The sequence below is a fragment of the Veronia pacifica genome (assembly GCF_001707825.1).
GTDB lineage: Bacteria > Pseudomonadota > Gammaproteobacteria > Enterobacterales > Vibrionaceae > Veronia > Veronia pacifica.
This window is the reverse complement of sequence record NZ_LYBM01000008.1, coordinates 51748-68806: the sequence shown is the minus strand read 5'-3', so window position 1 is coordinate 68806 and position 17059 is coordinate 51748. Positions and strand designations below refer to the sequence as shown.

Genomic DNA, 17059 nt, shown 5'->3' with positions numbered 1-17059 from the left:
TAATGTTATGAAATGCGCTGCTTCGCCCTGAGTTTCTGGCGACGCTTCTGCCCCCTTTCATGTAGGACTTTTTCTGTTTTATTTTTTGATGATTGAGAGGTTTGGCGGTGAACAAAACCTGCCAATGACGAGATGGTTGGGTATTCGTAGAGTGTGATTACAGTGTTAACAGCCGGAAAGCTCGCCCGAATTTTCAGGAATAACTCTGTGGCGATTAAAGAGTTGCCGCCCGCTTCAAAGAAGTTCTCTTGAACGCCAATGGCATCGCGCTTCAGCGCCTCCTGCCAGAGCTCCGCCAGACTGGCTTCTATATCATCGGCGGGTAACTGATGAGACATTGATGGTGCGCTGTCGCTCTGCGAGAGTGTCTCTTGCAACAAACGCCGGTCGACTTTTCCGTTTGCGGTCAGTGGCATCGACTCTACCGCTAACCACTTCTTCGGTATCATCGCTGAAGGCAATTCAAGGCTTAGCCGTTCTTTTAGATCATTTGAGCTAACATCCTGACCGTGCTTGCAAACATAAACGACAGCCAGTTGAACAAGCTCGTCCTGCCCATGCAGCATCCCCAGCGCTCGCTCTATTTCAGGTTGCTTCAGCAGTACAGATTCAATTTCACCCAATTCGATACGGTAGCCCGCGATTTGAACCTGATTGTCACGGCGTCCCATAAATTCGAGGTTACCGTCAGGCATCCAACGACCGAGGTCATCAGTTCGATAAATCCGCTCTCCAGTTTCCGGGTGTGTGATAAATACCGAGCCCGATTTTTCAGGATCCCCGAGGTATCCATTAGCAAGTCCGATACCTGCGGCATAAAGCTCACCCTGCACCCCAGTTGGACACTCCTCCATCAGCCCATTGAGTACATAGTAGCGATTATTCGAGATGGGCTTTCCGTACGGAATGCTCCTCCATTCCGGGTTAATAGCCTCAACTTCATACATCACATTCCATACGGATGTCTCTGTTGGCCCTCCAACACTGAAAATACGCATTTCGGGATTTAACTGCCTGAGCTGCCTAGGAATGGCTAACGAAATCCAGTCCCCCCCCAGAATGCAACAACGTAAATAACTGCAACAATCACGCGCAAAAGCAGGCTTTACCCGACACACCCTAAGCAGCATATCCATCATTGCGGGTACACTGTTCCAGACTGACACCTGATAAGTCGCCATCAGTGACAACCAATGCTCCGGATCTTTGCGCTTAGCAGCATCGGGGATCACGATGCCAGCTCCAGAAGACAGCCCACCCAGCACATCAAAAAGCGCCATATCATGGTGAAGTGGTGTTAACGCCAGCAGACGATCGCTGTCATCCAAGTTAAAACGCTGCTTTGCATAAGTGATGGCATTGGCAACACCAGCTTGATTCAGCATGACTGCTTTGGGTAAACCAGTTGAACCTGATGTATAGATAATAAAAGCTAGCTCAGCGCAGGACGGAATATCTTCATCGGTTAGCAGTGTCCCTACAGATTCATCCTGAATCGGTGATTCAATCACTAGGCAATTAATAGAGAAAGGTGTGAGGGACTCGGCAAGGTGATGCTGTGTTAACACCACCTTCACTCCCGCATGCTCAAGCATATAGTTCAGGCGGGCTGATGGTAGATCAGGATCAATGGGCAGACATGTCGAACCACTCGCCAGCGTTGCCATCACTGCTACAACTTGCTGCCATCCCTTCTCCATGATGATGGCGACAGGCGCTTCAATATCAGACTGTTGTTTGGCCTCGGCTAAACGAACAGCCCAATAACGAACCTGTATATCAAGTTGGCGATAACTCAGGTGCTGATTATCAGTCAGCACTGCCATTGCATCTGGTCTTGCTTTGACTTGAGTCAGAAATTGTTGATAGAAATCCTCTTCGGTTAAATCCGTAATAAGATCATCAGGGGTGTCACTTTTGATGAGACTCAGGCTGCTGAGCTGCCATGCCTGTTCGCTGATCGCTAGTTGCTCAATGAAGGAGACAAAATGCTCAAACAAGGTATCAAGCAATCCGGGCTCAAAGAGTCCAGCCATTGCATCCCAGAAAATCAAGAGCCCGCCATTTACCTCGTGGTATTGGCAATCTATCCAGACCTGAGGTGTTTGTGTCAGGAAGAAAGGAATCTCTGCGTCGTCACTCCATTGATTCAATAATTCCAGACGTTCGCCATCAAGTGTCTCTTCAGGCATGTTTGTGAAAACGAAAGGCATGATGATATTGGGTTTTTGCTTTATTCTGGATAATTCGCGTAACAAGGTGACGCCGGGTACCCATGGATTTTCCATGTCTTCCCACAACTGTTCTTGTAGACTCAAAGCAAAATCGACGAATCGCGTTTCTGGACCTCTACGGCACGCAACCAGAGTGAATGTTGCAAACTCCCCCACTAATCGATTGACGTCCTTATGTATCGGTAAGCGGTTAAAACGGGGAACATTCAATGTGATGTCTGGACTCTCACTCCATCGACTGAGTACCCACGCATAAGCGGCCAGCATCGTCACTGCGGGGGTTAATCGGTTCTCAGTTGCTTGTTTTTTGAATGCAATGTGTGAGGTCTCATCCAGCTCATGCTGCCAACGCTCAAAATGTTTTTTCCTCTCATTGCCGCTCGCCATTGGAAGCATCGGTGCATCTGGAAGTTCCGGCAGTTTTTGACGCCAGTCGTTTAACCTTTTTTTGTAGATATCGCTTTTTTCCAACTTCTGAAGTGCCATGACGTAATCACGGAAAGTAATGTCCAGTGCTGGAAGTGCTGTATCCGGGTTATGGTAAAGGCGATGAAATTCGTGAAATAAGACTTGGTAACTCCAGCCATCTATACACCATCCATCAAGGCTGATATGAACACGAGAAATATACCCAGGAAGGTGTGTAATTCTTAGGTCCGACTGCGGCCACCGACTGAGATCTGCATTCTGGTGAGATAGCTCGGTTCTGACTGCATCCAAGTAGAAATCGCGCTGAGACTTTTCTGTGTCAATTTGTAGTGCTTCCATGACTTTAAAGACTGGCGCATTTTGAATAACTTGTTGCTGGCCATCTGTATTCACCAACGCTCTCATCATGTCGTGGCGGGTAACAAGTTTCTGCCAGGCGTTAATCAGTCTCTTGGCATCTAGGTGTTTTATGTCCATCTCAAGATAAAGATGAATCGCCACCTCGCCGTCTGAAACCGCATTGTGGCGACCAAGCCAATAAGCCTGCTGCATCTCTGTCAGTGGGAAAGGCTCAAAACGTTCTTCTTGGTTGTGGGTAAGCTCAGGAGCATCAAGCCATGGATATTCATACTCAACAGAATCGGAACTTGGCTGACGTTTATTCTTAGCCAGCATTGTCAGTTGCTGTTGGAATTTATCAACCGCGACTGACTCCTCTGCCATTGAATTAAAGTAAGAACAGGCGTCTCTAACATTCAGAGATTGCTGTGCAAGAGGGGTCAGTATCTGGCCAGGTCCAACTTCGATAAACTGCCGACATCCTTTTTGATAGGCGTATTCAACACTGGCACCAAATCTCACACTCGCCTCAACATGCGCCACCCAATAATCGGCGCAGGCAATGTTTTCGCCTGCTGGAAGCCCATCAATATTTGATATCACTGGGCATTGAGGTAGCGAATATTGAATGCTTTCAGCGGCAGCTCGGAAGCGTTCCATCATTGGTCGCATAAGCGAAGAGTGGAAAGCATGACTGACTGAGAGATACTGAACGGGAATATTGTTGCGATTCAATGCCTGACAATATTCAGACAATGCGTCCTGAGGACCGGAAAGCACCAATTGTTTGGGGCTGTTGACCGCAGCAATGGAGATGTTATCCGGCCTCGCGGGCAATAGGCTCTCTGCACAATAAATCGCGGCCATTACGCCACCTGACGGCAAAGACTGCATCAACTGACCACGTAAACTTATTAAGCGCAGCGCATCCTGTAAAGAAAACACCCCAGCCAGACAGGCAGCTACATATTCGCCAACGCTATGACCAATGAGGTAGTCCGCCTCCACACCGCGTGACTGCCAGAGTTTTGCAAGCGAATACTCAACAACAAATAGCGCGGGCTGCACATATTCAGTCCGCTTTAATAGGGCTGGGTCGTCACTGAAAAGAATCGCTTTAAAATCCAGTGCCAAATGACTATTCAAATACTCGCAGCAGCTATCCACTGCTTCCTTGAACACAGGAAAATACGCATAAAATGCTTGCCCCATACCTGCGTATTGACTGCCTTGCCCACTAAATAGGAAAGCTATTTTTCCACGAGTGTAATCGACTGTATCGACATTTTTTTCCGTCGCTCTATCGTTGATTAGCGGCCATAGGTAAGCAGCCAAATCACAAATAGATTGCGCTTCGAAAAAGAGCTTCTGCGTCGTTTCTTGCTTCAGGTCATCGTTAAAGCATTTACGTATCTTCAAAGCAAGCAGGGAGTTAAGCCCGAGGGTAAACAGGTTTGCATCAATATCTATATCACCTTGTGATTGATGCATTTCGCGAGCAACCACCTGATGAAGATAATCCTCAAGCTCCGACTGAGACCATTCTGAAACGGCCTTTGTTGCAACAATATGTTTGGCTGTGGTTGAATCAGGTTGGTTCAACAATTGATCGAATAGGGACACACTCGCCAAATGTCCGAAGCTTTCACTGAACTGCTGCCATTTGGCATCTATAACCGTTACCTGAGGCAGCTTCTCTCTCTGGCTCTTCAGCATTGCGGAAAACGCAGAGGAAACGGGCATTGGGTCTATACCAAACAGATCCAGAGCTTCTGCATCTTCAGCACTGACCATGCCATTGGTTGCAAATCTGCCCCAATTGATGCTGAGCGCAGGCAAGCCTTCGCAGTGTCTCTTTACCGCCAAGGCATCAAGACACGCATTAGCGGCTCCATAGAGTGGCAGGTACTTCATTCCCCATACTGCTGTCACTGACGAGAAGAACCAAAGAAACTCAAGTGGCAAATTCTGACTCAATGTATACAGGTGTTCAGCCCCTTTCACCTTGGTGTTGAGAATGCTTTCTACTGCACTCTGATCCAACGGTTTCACGAGACTCTGTTTTTCGATATTGCCCGCTGCATGAATAATTCCCTGCAGTTCGACACCAGTGTCTTGCAGCATGTCAAACAACGATGTTGCTTCTTGAAGGTTTCCTACATCGACAGAAACAAGGTCAATTCTTATCCCTCTTGCGCGCCACTGACCGACACGCATTGCAATGCTTTTGTCGTTTTCAAGAGCAGCTTCGCCACGTCGGGAAGCCAACACTAAGTGAGTGGATCCTTGCTGAATAAGGTATTCAGCGACATCCAGCCCAAGCGAGCCCGTACCTCCGGTAATTAAACAGGCCGCCCGACCAAACGAAATGCTTGGGGTTATTTCTTTTTTCGGCAGCGACGGGAGTGGAAGTAAACGTGGTACATAACACTTACCATCGCGAATCAAATATTGGTCTTCTATGTCGTTACTTAGGGTTTGGTCTGGAGAACAGTTTTGAGTACTGGCCACAATATTGAACAAGGTAGCGTCATTGAGTAAGGTAGCGTCGTTGCTGGTGCTAGTATCACAATCAATCAAGCCTCCCCAATGCTTGCCTAACTCCAGACGCAATGAGCGCATCATGCCCCACACAGCAGGCCCAGCAAGTGTTGCAGGTGCGTCTTTGTCATTCAGCATTTGCGCATTTTCGGTGCAGAACCAAAGCGCACTGCTATTGGTCCCTAGTGCAGCTTTTGAGCGCGCGATCGTCCACACATCCGAGATAAGTTCATTGATATCACTGACATCGTTTTCAATGCTCACCAGTACCACATCATAGTCAGTCGTTTGATGTGGTTGATTTAGATACTGACTGTGCCGTTGGACATCTACCGTGCAATTTTGTTTTCGCAGACCATCAATCCAAACAGAATTCAAAGAATCAGTCACCAAACACAGTTTCAAAGGCTGACGATTGGACGCAGGTAACGGCTCAAATCTTTGCCACGACAAACGATAACGTGGTGCTATAGGGCCGGTTTTTTTAATGATTTCAGGTTGGTGCTGAACAGTGTCAGAGATTGTGTTAGGTGCAGTGAAGTCGTAGATACTGTCCGGCCAGAATCGTTTTTCTTGAAACGGATAAATAGGCAGGCGACATGGCAACACATCTTCGACACCCTGTACCCTGAAATATTGAGCCCAATCCATGTCCTCGCCAGCAAGATACCGTGTTGCTGACTGCTGCAGGTGTGCAGGAAGATCGCCGATAGGAAAGCAAAGTCCGTCTCCGTCTGGCTGCCAATCATCCAGTTGACGCTGAAGATCTCCGTAATCAGAGGCAAGTAGCAATAAACGGTGCTTTAAAGAGGGACGTTTTACTGCCGCAGAAAAGGCTACCCTCTCAAAACTAGGCTGGCCATCTTGCGGTTGCAGATAAGGCGCTGAACGCCAGGCATTGACCAATTTAATAAGGGCATCTTGAGACTTTGCAGACAACGGAAAAAGAAACGCTTTAGGCGAGGTCGCTTGAGAAGCCGCCTGTTCACTACAATATTCCTGCACAATCAGGTGAACATTACTGCCACTGAAACCAAAGGCGCTGATGGCTGCCGTTCTTAGGCCTCCCGAATTGGGTTTGGGCCAGGGGAGTAGCACATCGACCACATCGATTGGCGCTTTTTGCCAGCTGATGTGTGGATTTGGGCTTTCAAAATAGAGATTCTGAGAGAGGTGCTCGTGCTTCAGACATGAACACACTTTTAACAAACTAGCCACACCCGCTGCAGCCTCCAAATGCCCAATGACACTCTTTACCGACCCGAGATAAAGTGTGTCTGTCTGCTCTCGATGTTTGCCGTAACATTCGATCAGTGTATTCACTTCAACAGGATCACCCAGCAAAGTGCCAGTGCCGTGTGCTTCTACATAGTTCACCTGTGATGCATCAATATTTGATTGCTTTAACGCGCGTTGAATTACCCTTTTTTGCGCTTGTCCATTTGGTGCAGTCAATCCATTGCTGGCACCATCATGATTAACTGCCGATCCTCTGATCACTGCGATAATATTGTCATTGTTTGCCTCGGCGTCACTCAGTCGCTTCAAGACAACCACGCCATAGCCTTCGCCACGCACATAACCATCGGCAGAACTGTCAAACACCCGACAACAATCGGTTGGTGATAGTGCTTTGAACTGACTGAGTGCAACCATCATTTGTGGTGATAGCAAGAGATTGATACCGCCCGCTAACATGCAGTCGGCTTCGTGTAATCGCAAACTCTGACACGCATTGTGGATCGCCATCATCGATGAGGAACAGGCGGTATCCATTTGCATGACCGGCCCTTGAAGGTCAAGATGGTACGCAACCCGTCCAGCGCTGATTGAACGCATTGTTCCCAAAAAATCGTAAGGCTCGACAGCATCCAAAGAGTGGGTGTGGGAACAAAGATGCGCGTAGTCATCGGTGCTGATGCCTATGCTCAGCCCGGTGTTCTCACGTAACTGACTGTCGTTTAGCTGTCCTGCGTCTTCCAGCGCATGCCAGGCAGCCTCAAGTAGCATGCGCTGCTGAGGATCCATGGCCTTCGCCTCTTCCGCGGTCAGCGCAAAAAGTCAGCATCAAATCTATCAACGGATTCCAGCAAACCCGCCTTCGCGGCATAGCTCTTCCCAGCTTGGGGCTCACAGGAATAAATATCCTCTTGCACCCATCGAGAATCAGGGATGGTTTTAATCGCACATTTGCCTGCACTGAGCAGCTGCCAATAACTGTCGAGGTCTATCACCTTACCGGGAAAACGACAGGCACTACCGATAATCGCAATGGGATCACAAACCGATTTGGTCTTATTCATGCGCACTCTCCCTGCAGTTGCTCCGTGACATAAAGCGCCAAGTCGCGGGGGCATGGGTACGACCAACATAAACTCGCTTCGAGCTCTATACCCGTATGCTGCGCCAATTCATAAATCATTCTTGCTGAGGTTTGTGAATCCATCCCAAACGCCACAAAACGATTCTCCTCATCAAATTCAACTGAGCATCCATTGAGGTTTCTCTTCATCCAGTCAGAGATCCACCCGATAAGTTGTTTGGTTGAAAGCGAGTTGGCTGATAAAGAATCAGGTTCAATTTGCCCGTAGCGCTTGTTGTGAAATGTCGCACTTGGGTCAAGGAGTTGGTCGGCATCAATCTCAGACTGCTGCCATTTGAACAGTGCATTCCAGTTATCGTTAATGAACAGCACTTTGCTCAAACGCCGCTGTACTTTTCCACTCGATGTCTTCGGAAGATTCGCTTCATTGATCAGCACCAGCGCAAAAAGCGGGAGTTGATGATTTTCCGCAACAGAAGCTTGTATCGATCCGAGCAGTGCATGGGTATCAATGGCCCTACGTGCACTGCGCTTGACTTCTTGGACGACAACCAGCCGCTCTTCCCCATTGGCTATCACAGAAAATGCTGCGGTGGAGTTTTTGACAAACGCATCATCGGAAAGCGCAACGGTGCGTTCGATGTCCTGCGGTGCATAATTTTCACCGTGGAAGATCATCATGTCTTTGTGGCGGCCGACCACATAGACTTGACCGTCAGTATGCAAAAACCCTAAGTCACCCGTGCGTAAATAAGGGCCTTTTTCAATATTGCTTTGAGGATCGGTGAACGTTGCGTGGAATGTTTCGGCTGTTGCCTCTGCGTTTTGCCAGTAGCCTTTTGCGACACTCGGCCCTGCAAACCATATCTCCCCAACTTCATTGGCATTACAACGTTGCTGAGTATTTGGGCTAACAATAGCGACTTCGTGCCCGGGGATGGGGTAGCCACAGCCGATTCCCCATTTTAGTTCTGCATTTGAATCTACAGGCTGCTGCAGAGACAAGGGTTGCGAGGAAATAACATTCACTTTGCCACGCTTAAGCTGATCATTATCAAGCGATAAAAGCGGCGTTTGAGACGCTGCATTCGCCGTACTGACAATCAGGGTGCCTTCTGCCAAGCCATATGAGGGAGTGATGTAATCGATATCGAAACCGCATCCAGAAAAACGCTTACCAAACCGATACAGAGTATCGGCGTGTATTGGCTCTGCGCCGTTCCATGCGGTACGCCATGTGTTGAGGTTCAAATTACTGAGTGCTTGATCACTGATTGTGCGCAGACAACTCTCATAAGCAAAGTTTGGCGCCCCGCTATTCGTCCCACCAAAATGGCTGATTGCCTGCAACCAACGCACTGGCTTTTGAATGAAAGAGACAGGGCTCATCAATACCAATGTTGCCCCCGAATACAGGGACTGGAGAATGATGCCTATCAGGCCCATATCATGGTAATGCGGCAACCAGCTGACAATGACCGATGACTCATCGTTTTGCCAAATCGTTTTCATCGCTAGCTGATTGGCCAGAAGATTTTGGTGGGAAACCATCACCCCTTTTGGGCTTCCCGTTGAGCCGGAAGTGTATTGCAAAAAGACCACGTCATCGGCTGACGGCATTTGATCTGGAAAATGGCTTGAAGCATGGTGATCGTCTTCGATCAGCCAAGGTATCTGACACAGCAACAATTGATTTTGCATCGCGGGATAGAGACGCTGCTTTACGGTCTCTTGACTCAAAATAATGGTCGGATCCGCGTCAGCAACGATACTGTTGAGGCTATCCAGTTTTTTCGTTTTTGGCGGCGGGAGCGGAATAGCAATCATGCCCGCGTATACACAGCCCCAAAAACCGGTAATAAATTCGATGCCCGCATCAAAGAGTAATAAGACACGATCGCCACGAGACCCCTGCTGGAGTAGCCTGACCGCGATAGATTGCGCTCTCCGATGTAACTCAATAAAACTGAGCGAGATGCTCTCTTCACTTATCTCACCACGAGGAAGAAAACGCACAGCAACATCATCAGGCGTCAGATTGACACGGTATTCCAACATCTCAATCAAGTTGGTCGTCTCTTCAACCTTAGCTATTCTCATGTGTCAGTCCTTTTGGGTGCATTAATCGCTGTCAGTCTCAATCAGAATTGATAACTGACTTGAAAGTAGGTAAACGCATTTCGGTGGTAATCTTGATAAATCGAGCCCTCATCGCCGTTAATCCAATAACGGCCCGTTTTTACATTCAGGTGGTCATCGAACTGGTAATGGGCGTAGGTCTCTACGGCATATTCATGGGTACTGAAGTCATTGAGCCCCCTGACACCAATCGTCAGGCTTTCATTTAAAAACTGGTCGCTCAGAGCGAAGGTAATGCCATAGTGATCAGGGACATCGGGTTGGCTGTAGCGGTCGAAGAAAGCCTGTACGTTAATGTAGCGATCACTTTCCAGATTGCGGTCCCAACCAATGATTAACTGGTTGACGTCTGATGGATTGAATATGAAATTGGCGCTCGCTAACGGAAAATCAGGTTTGTAAGCAAATTCTGCTCTGATAGTTGATTGGCCCAGCCCCAGAGCTAATTGCGCCCCATAAGCCTGATATCTCTCATACTCAGTGAAAAAGCCATCACCACTGCGCAATATGATTGGATCATCGATATAACCATCAAAAAATAGCAGGCTATAGTCGAGCCCTTTGCCGTGATGTGAGTAGCGCCAAGCCAGCTCTTGATGACGCGGAGCCTTAGACTCAGTTAATAAAATCTTACCGCTTCTGCTATCACGACGAAGTTGGTTGACGCTTGTCAGCTCCCAAGGGTCACCAAACACAGGTTGTTCGTTAACAGCAGCCATTGGGAGGAGCCAAAGTTCAACGCTATGTTGACCAGACGTCCATTGTCCACCCGCAACCAGAGTGCTCAGACGAGTGCTGTTACTTCCACTCGCTAACGGGTCGCTAAGATCGATAGGATTGATGAGGTCGAAGGTGTTTCGACCATCTGATGTGCCCCAGGTTATCCGCCTTTTCCCGACAGTAAAACGCCATGATTGTTGTTCGTATTGCCAGTAAGCCTCATGCAGACGAATGTCTGTGATATCGTCAAAACTGCGCCGTTCAGGGTCATAATCAGCAAAGACACTGACAAGGCCACCCCACACACCTTCATCGGTAAATTGAGTCGTGACGCCATCATTACTTTGATAATGCAATTGACCCCAGAAACGCTGCCTCAATGACAAGCGCTCACCATTTTCACGAATGTGAAAACGGCTTTCGACATATGCGTCAGTTCTCCACCCATTACTTTTAGGTGCCACCTCTTTGAATAAATCGAGATCAGCAAGGGGATCATTTGCGAGTGCTTCTGTCATGAGCAACATGAAAAACATTCCAATACCGTGAATACAGATATATTTCATTGAAATCAGCGTGATAGTGAGGCCTGAGTAAACAGGCTGTCTGGCAGGCCCGTGTTATAAGCAATATCGCTATACTGGAGAAGCGTCACAGAATTCTGGCGTGGCGTTTCCATCTTTATTTTGGTCACAGTCCAGATGTCACCGATTTTTTTCACACCACCGTACGTAGCAGTTTTGAAGTGCTGGCCACTTTTGTCGAAGTAGTGAACTTGCATGGGAAGCCAGTTATTGGCGTTCACCCAGATGGTACGCTTGCTGTAATTGCTTTCCTTTTTGTTGATTGGGGTGAAGTCGACTACATAGGCCTGCGTACCGAACAACTGCTCACTGCGCAAAAGTTGGTGGGAATCGTCGTTCAGGAAACGCTTTTCGATATCTTCATTATTAAAATCACTGCGCATGAAGCTGCTTGTCTTGCCCCCTCTTCCACTGATCCGACGCGTCAGGTTTTCACCCGGTAAATAAATCCATAGGTCATCGCTCACGTCAGGGTTTTCGTACGTCCAGCTGAGAAAACGGGTATTTCTGATATCTGCTGGCTCAGAGAAACGGATAAGACTTCGCTGCTCTTTCTCGCTTCGTTGCTGATAACTAACAAGACTACGGCTCAAATTCTGTCCATCTCGATTAGTGACCATGATGCCATGGCGTTTGCTGTCCCAACTGCTGTCGACTGTCTGCATCTTTTCGGCAATACCCAAGCCATCGAGTGCTTCTGACGCCATCAACTGAGTGTTAATAAAGAAAATCGCTAGGAAATATGACGTTCGCATAACTCAATCCTCGAGTTGTTTATCTGAGAAAACGGAGACGTTAGGGTTTTGTATTTCGTGATCTTCTTGACCAAGAGGTCTCAGGAGCACAAGTAAAGCAGGCACCAGGAAAAAGTCTGACAGTAGCGCCCACAAAAAGGCCATTGCAGACAGCAAACCGAAATCAGTGAAGTTATCCATCACGGAAAAATTGAATACCGAAAACCCGCAGATAAGCACTAACGTCGTAAACAGCAATGGTCGCCCTACACTGGTCAGGGTGCTTATCACTGCAGACCGATAGTTTTTCAGTTCTCGAAAATTCTGTTTGAATCGGAGGAAAAAGTGGATGGTGTCGTCGACAGAAACAGCAATAATAATTGGTGCGAAGATCACCAGTACCATGTGCATTGGAATGCCAGTGAATCCCATAATGCCAAGTCCAACCAATACTGGAAGTACGTTTGGTATCATTGAGAGCAGGCCCAGCTTTACCGAGCGTAAAACCAGCGTCATCAGCAAACTGATAGCAATGAAGGCGAACAAGAAACTACTTTTCTGACCACTTGCTACATGGTCAGCAACGGCCTTCACCCAGTTCATTGTCCCCGTATATTTGACGACAATTTTTGGGTCAATATTCTGTTTTACATAGCCATCGATGACCTCAATAAGATTGCGTACGTCCTGTGTTGACAGACTGTCTGTGCGGATATGGATTCGCGCTTTGTCATAGAGAAAACTGACGTAATTGCTGAGTTGCTCTCCACCACCTATCTCGTAAAGAAACAGATATTGCGATATTTGTTCACTCGTCTTCGGCAAGCTATAAAATCGGGGATCATCATTGTTCAGGGAGCGCCGGGTTTGTTGGAGTGAATCAAGTATCGAATATGTTTTCCAGACCATAGGTTGTTCAGCGATGAATGCTTGCAGCTCTTTCATCTGCCTCAAAAATTCAGGGTCTTTGATACCATCAGCTTTGAGACTGTCCATCACAATTTCTAAAGACATTGTGCCGCCCATGTTTGCATCAACATAATCATAGGCCTGACGCAAAGGCACATCTTGGGAGATTGCCTTAATCGTATTTGTCTCTACTGTCACTCGGCTATAGCCCAGTACCGACAAAATACCGACTGAACCAAAGATAAAAACGATAGCCAGAGGGTAAGAGGTGGCTAACTTGCCTACCCAAGTCAGGAAATGATCAAAATAGTCCGATCCATTCGTTTCTGATTTCTCAGCGACAGGAGATGCACCAAAAGACACGAATACTGGCGCGAGGACGAGTGAAAGCAGCAATGCCACGCACACGCCAATCGCCGAAAATAGTCCCATATCGCGCAGTGGTTGAATTTCAGTCCCTTGGAACGCAAGAAATCCTATTGCCGTAGTCAGTGTTGTTAACAGACAGGGTAAGAAAACACGTTTTAGAGATTGAGGAATGGCTTCTTTTTTATTTTTTCCTTGGGAGATAGCACGTTGATAGTCAGCCAAAAAGTGCAAACAATCACCAATTCCCACACAGATCAGCAGTATAGGCAACATAATGATCATCATTGAAATCGGCACACCACTCAATCCGATGATGCCAAGAGTCCATATCACACTCAGCACAATGATAATAAAAGGGATGAGGACACCAGACAGTCGGCGCATAGTGATAAATAGCAGCAACATAATCAACGCTAAACACGCTAACCCTAATTTGCTTCCTTCACTGCCCGATATTTTGTCATATTCGTAATCAATGACGGGGCCACCCACTGCATAGGTGGTTAAATCATTGAATTCAGAGAGAATGTGGTTGATAATGGGTGGGCTTTCTTTGCGCGCATCTTTTTTGTCATGTGGATAAGGGTAAAACTCTAAAACGATACCCGCAGTTTGGTAGTCTTCAGAGATAAGGTTATTGATAAGTGAAGGATTTCGTTGGATTCGTTGTATTAATGCGTCAGTTTCACCTTTGTTTTGAGGAGGGCGCGACATCAATGAGGTGATCTCGATACCTTCAGCAGTGCTCAGAATAGATTCAGAGTTACCAAGCCAAGTGACCCTTTTTAAGTAAGGTACATTTTGTTCCAATTTCTCTGCAAGAGCACTCATTCGCCCAAGCGTCTTTTCATTTAATACTGAGCCATTGTTGGCAATCAGAATATAAACAAAGTCATCATTCCCAAAATCTTTTTTAAACTCTTCTAGAACCTGTTGCGTGTAATCATTCTTTATAAACGCTGACTCGTTTGAGTTATCAATACGAATATCTTTTATTTTAAATACGAAAAATAGTGTCAATAGCGTGACTAATAAAAGCAATAACCATCGGTTATGCAGAGTTACTTGCGTTAGCCTGTATAAAAAGGTCTGTTGAGAATTATATTTCTCATCCATTCTTATACTCCTGATGAAGTCAAAAATATTAGGGTTATTAGTGTCTATATTTCATCATCATTAATAAAATTATTCTCACACAAGATGTGAAATGTAAAAATTAGGAAGAATAGCGCAATGAAAATTATCTATTTAAACATCACGCCATTCTGGAACAGTGAGATTAAAGTTCAGGAAATAAAATATATTTCACATTAAAATGTTGTCGAAACTTTAATACCCACCTCTCGCCCATGTCCAGGCTGACCCTGTGGTTCAAAGAAACCTGGTGAGCCTTTAATACCGAAGACACGGTACTTTTCATTACCCAAATTGCTCGCAAAGAGGCTAATGTCTACGTCATGATATTTAAGCCCGGTACTCAGATTAATAAAGGTATGTTCAGGCTCCTCTAACGTGTTATCCACATCCCAGTAAAACGACGATTTATAAGAGACGTCGGTAGCTATATAGCCATTAGTGTGACTGAATAACTCTGTCTCATAGGATGCACCCACTGTACCCGACCACTTTGGTGTGTTTGGTTGTGTATTGCCATCAATTGCTAAACTATCGAAGCGAGCATCCACGTAACCCGCAGAGGCGCTCAGCAACAGACCTTCCATTGGTTTCGCGCGCAATTGGAACTCAGCTCCCTTGGATGACGAGCTGTCAGCATTGGTGACTTTGGAAATACCATTTTCAAATACCAATACTTGCTGATCTGACCAATCCATGTAAAAAATGGCGCCATCAAGTTCTACCCGATTATCTAAGAAACGTGTTTTAAAGCCTGATTCATAACTCCATATACTTTCTTTCTGATAGGGGTCATTAACTGGACCCAGAAACTCTGTGTTGAAACCACCGGCCTTAAAGCCACGCGTAGCCTTGGCATAGAGATTTACGCCCTCAAAGCCTTTATATTCAACGACTGCCCTTGGTGAGACATCATTAAACTTTTCTTCCAATTTCAGTGCCTGATTAGGCGCGAAATTGAAACCGAAAAGCGGGGCGAATGAACCAACATGACGATAGTCGATCTCTTTTTTGTCGTGAGAGGCGCGTATACCCGCTGTAAATGCCCATTCTGGTGCAGGCTCATAGGTTGCATCACCAAAGATCGCAACGGAGTGATCGTTTATATCAGCGAACGACCGCTCAAAGAGATTTTTGGAAACGTTAATAACATCGCTGATCCGCTCTGCATTGTTATGCTGAAAAAATAGTCCTGCAGTCCAGAAAAAACTATCGTCAGCATCTGACTCAACACGGATTTCTTGTGTGAAGGTGTCCTGATCCAGCTCTCCGGTAAAATCATTGTTGAATACAATTGTTTTTGTAATGGCTGGAACGTAGTTTTGCAATTCAGGCCTTCCGCCTTGACCCTTAAGCTTATGTTTTCTGACACTGGTTAACGATATTACATCTAATGTATCTAATAGGTATTCTGCACGCACACTCAGACCATGGCTTTTTATGTCTAGGTTGGCAGGGCGAGGTGTGTTTACTGATTCCGTCCCCTCTTTGTCATATACACCTGTACCCGTCGTTTGTTCTGATTCGCTGATATCTGCGGAAATAAGAAAGCTCAAGTCATCTGACGCTCGATAGAGCAACTTACCTCTTGCTGCCTTGATTTCACTCTCGTCGACGTCATCTGCGCCAACAGCGATATTCTTAATACGGCCATCTCTTGCACCATGCACGATATTAATCCGGCCCAATAGGTCCTCTGAACCAAGCATTGCATTGCCCGTTAACGATATTCTTCTCTGGTTGTCAGAACCGTAAGAGAAAATACCTCGCGCACTGTTTTCCGCTTCTGGATTATTGGTTTTAATGTGCAGTACACCACCGAGAGCATTTCTGCCATACAAGGTACCCTGCGGGCCTTTCAGTACCTCAACCTGCGATATATCGAAGTATTCAGACCCAAATTCAGCAACGCTGGCAACTGGGGTCTCATCAACGTAGAAGCCAATCGATTGATCAACATTCATTGCCGTTGTGCCCACCCCGCGGATGGAGAAGTTACTTTCGCCTAATCCCGCGCGCTGGTTGGTTATGTTTGCATTGGGTACCGCATTTATGAGCTCTTGTGTATTTTCATACCCTCGAGTTTCAATCGTTACAGCATCAAATACCTGAATACTGGTTGGCACATCAAATGCTGACTCTTCTCGGCGGTCTGCCGTCACCATAATGACATCAAGCAAAGCCGCTTCATTTTCTTCATTTTTATCAATATCTTGCGCCCTAACTCCATGGCTGAACATCAGTGACATAATGGCAACTAATGGACTTAACTTCACTGTCTTGAGAACTTGCATTACCTGACTAACTCCTGATTAGTAATTACTATTACTTATCAAAGTGAGCTAGCAACAAATGAAACATAAGCCAGCCACTACTTGATAATGATTCTCATTATTAGTGCTATAAAAATCAAAGTGAATAGCAAAAGTATCGACTGACGGAGCAATATCTATGGCATACGGAGTTTTTGAATATTCAAAGTGCAATTAGGAGATAAAAGTAAATCTTAGACTAATATTGTGGTTATTTTTTAGTGATATTTTACAAGTTAGCATATAAAAAACCATACTTTTTATACAGTATCTCCTCTTATTTTTTATAGAA

At 46.3% G+C, this 17059-nt stretch carries 6 protein-coding genes and 1 pseudogene; all 7 read right to left on the bottom strand.

All coding sequences use genetic code 11. The features are described 5' to 3' along the window. Window positions 1-5: 5 nt before the first annotated feature. Window positions 6-338, bottom strand: a complete 333-nt coding sequence (locus A8L45_RS25220) for a phosphopantetheine-binding protein (RefSeq protein ID WP_245680662.1) — start codon at window positions 336-338, stop codon at window positions 6-8. 246 nt (window positions 339-584) lie between these two features. Further along, window positions 585-7846: pseudogene (locus A8L45_RS06560) on the bottom strand (amino acid adenylation domain-containing protein); the annotation flags it as partial. Then, window positions 7843-9966, bottom strand: a complete 2124-nt coding sequence (locus A8L45_RS06550) for an AMP-binding protein (RefSeq protein WP_068900446.1) — start codon at window positions 9964-9966, stop codon at window positions 7843-7845. The gene A8L45_RS06550 and the pseudogene A8L45_RS06560, both read right to left, overlap by 4 nt. Window positions 9967-10007: 41 nt before the next feature. Beyond that, window positions 10008-11252 carry a hypothetical protein gene (locus A8L45_RS06545; RefSeq protein WP_068900445.1) on the bottom strand — a complete coding sequence of 415 codons (1245 nt, stop codon included), beginning with the start codon at window positions 11250-11252 and terminating at the stop codon, window positions 10008-10010. 44 nt (window positions 11253-11296) lie between these two features. Next, the gene (locus A8L45_RS06540; protein ID WP_068900443.1) at window positions 11297-12064 is read right to left on the bottom strand and encodes an outer membrane lipoprotein-sorting protein; all 768 of its coding nucleotides are present in this window, start codon (window positions 12062-12064) and stop codon (window positions 11297-11299) included. A gap of 3 nt (window positions 12065-12067) precedes the next feature. Next, complete coding sequence (locus A8L45_RS06535) at window positions 12068-14437, bottom strand: efflux RND transporter permease subunit (protein ID WP_068900441.1); 2370 nt, start codon at window positions 14435-14437, stop codon at window positions 12068-12070. A 194-nt stretch (window positions 14438-14631) separates the two neighbouring features. Then, on the bottom strand, window positions 14632-16749 hold the full coding sequence (locus A8L45_RS06530) for a TonB-dependent receptor (RefSeq protein WP_068900440.1): 2118 nt from the start codon (window positions 16747-16749) through the stop codon (window positions 14632-14634). Window positions 16750-17059 lie beyond the last annotated feature (310 nt).